The 1,141-nt window shown below is 48.8% G+C and carries 10 tRNA genes; all 10 read left to right on the top strand.

Annotated elements, in window-relative coordinates:
- The first annotated feature begins 38 nt into the window (after positions 1-38).
- The 10 genes from AKG34_RS21850 (at position 39) to AKG34_RS21805 (ending at position 1,064) form a co-directional block, all read left to right on the top strand.
- Positions 39-113 (top strand) — tRNA-Asn (locus AKG34_RS21850).
- A gap of 7 nt (positions 114-120) precedes the next feature.
- Positions 121-211, top strand: a tRNA-Ser gene (locus tag AKG34_RS21845).
- 17 nt (positions 212-228) lie between these two features.
- A tRNA-Glu gene (locus AKG34_RS21840) sits at positions 229-303 on the top strand.
- A 27-nt stretch (positions 304-330) separates the two neighbouring features.
- Positions 331-406 (top strand) — tRNA-Asp (locus AKG34_RS21835).
- A gap of 84 nt (positions 407-490) precedes the next feature.
- Positions 491-565: transfer RNA gene (locus AKG34_RS21830), tRNA-Gln, on the top strand.
- A 9-nt stretch (positions 566-574) separates the two neighbouring features.
- Positions 575-650: transfer RNA gene (locus tag AKG34_RS21825), tRNA-Lys, on the top strand.
- 9 nt (positions 651-659) lie between these two features.
- Positions 660-741 (top strand) — tRNA-Leu (locus AKG34_RS21820).
- Positions 742-800: 59 nt separating this feature from the next.
- Positions 801-886 (top strand) — tRNA-Leu (locus AKG34_RS21815).
- 18 nt (positions 887-904) lie between these two features.
- Positions 905-981: transfer RNA gene (locus AKG34_RS21810), tRNA-Arg, on the top strand.
- Positions 982-987: 6 nt separating this feature from the next.
- A tRNA-Pro gene (locus AKG34_RS21805) sits at positions 988-1,064 on the top strand.
- Positions 1,065-1,141: the final 77 nt, after the last annotated feature.

Below are 1,141 nucleotides of genomic sequence, written 5' to 3'. Positions count from 1 at the left end.
GGTCCTTGAGCGTAAAAAAGGAACCCAATTTTCATTATTCCGCAGTAGCTCAGTGGTAGAGCATTCGGCTGTTAACCGAACGGTCGTAGGTTCGAGTCCTACCTGCGGAGCCATTTTTTTGGGGAAGTACTCAAGAGGCTGAAGAGGCGCCCCTGCTAAGGGTGTAGGTCGCGTAAGCGGCGCGAGGGTTCAAATCCCTCCTTCTCCGCCAGCTACACATTTTATCACGGCCCATTGGTCAAGCGGTTAAGACACCGCCCTTTCACGGCGGTAACACGGGTTCGAATCCCGTATGGGTCACCATCTTTTGTACGTTTAAACTAAATTACTGGTCCCGTGGTGTAGCGGTTAACATGCCTGCCTGTCACGCAGGAGATCGCGGGTTCGATTCCCGTCGGGACCGCCATTTATTTCTTTTTGAAAAAACACTTGCTAGAATTAAATTATTGTGATATAATATTAATCTGGCTGTTAATTAGTAATTGATTATTGGGCTATAGCCAAGCGGTAAGGCAACGGATTTTGATTCCGTCATGCGAAGGTTCGATCCCTTCTAGCCCAGCCATTTTATTTAGAGCCATTAGCTCAGTTGGTAGAGCATCTGACTTTTAATCAGAGGGTCGAAGGTTCGAATCCTTCATGGCTCACCATTTTATTTCGCGGGTGTGGCGGAATTGGCAGACGCACCAGACTTAGGATCTGGCGCCGCAAGGCGTGGGGGTTCAAGTCCCTTCACCCGCACTGATAATTTTCTTCTTGACAACAAGTTGAAAAGGTGTTAGACTTACAAAGTCGCTTTCGCGGTCGTGGCGGAATGGCAGACGCGCTAGGTTGAGGGCCTAGTGGGGGAAACCCCGTGGAGGTTCAAATCCTCTCGGCCGCACCAAAAACATCATAGAAATTAGCGCCCGTAGCTCAATTGGATAGAGCATCTGACTACGAATCAGAAGGTTGTAGGTTCGACTCCCGCCGGGCGCACCATATTTACGGGAAGTAGCTCAGCTTGGTAGAGCACTTGGTTTGGGACCAAGGGGTCGCAGGTTCGAATCCTGTCTTCCCGACCATTCTTTCTTAGAAATAATTTGAAAAATTAAATGCGGGTGTAGTTTAGTGGTAAAACCTCAGCCTTCCAAGCTGATGA

It is taken from the genome of Peribacillus butanolivorans, from assembly GCF_001273755.1.
In the GTDB taxonomy this organism is placed as follows: Bacteria; Bacillota; Bacilli; order Bacillales; family DSM-1321; genus Peribacillus; species Peribacillus butanolivorans.
This window is presented reverse-complemented; position numbering and strand designations above follow the sequence as displayed.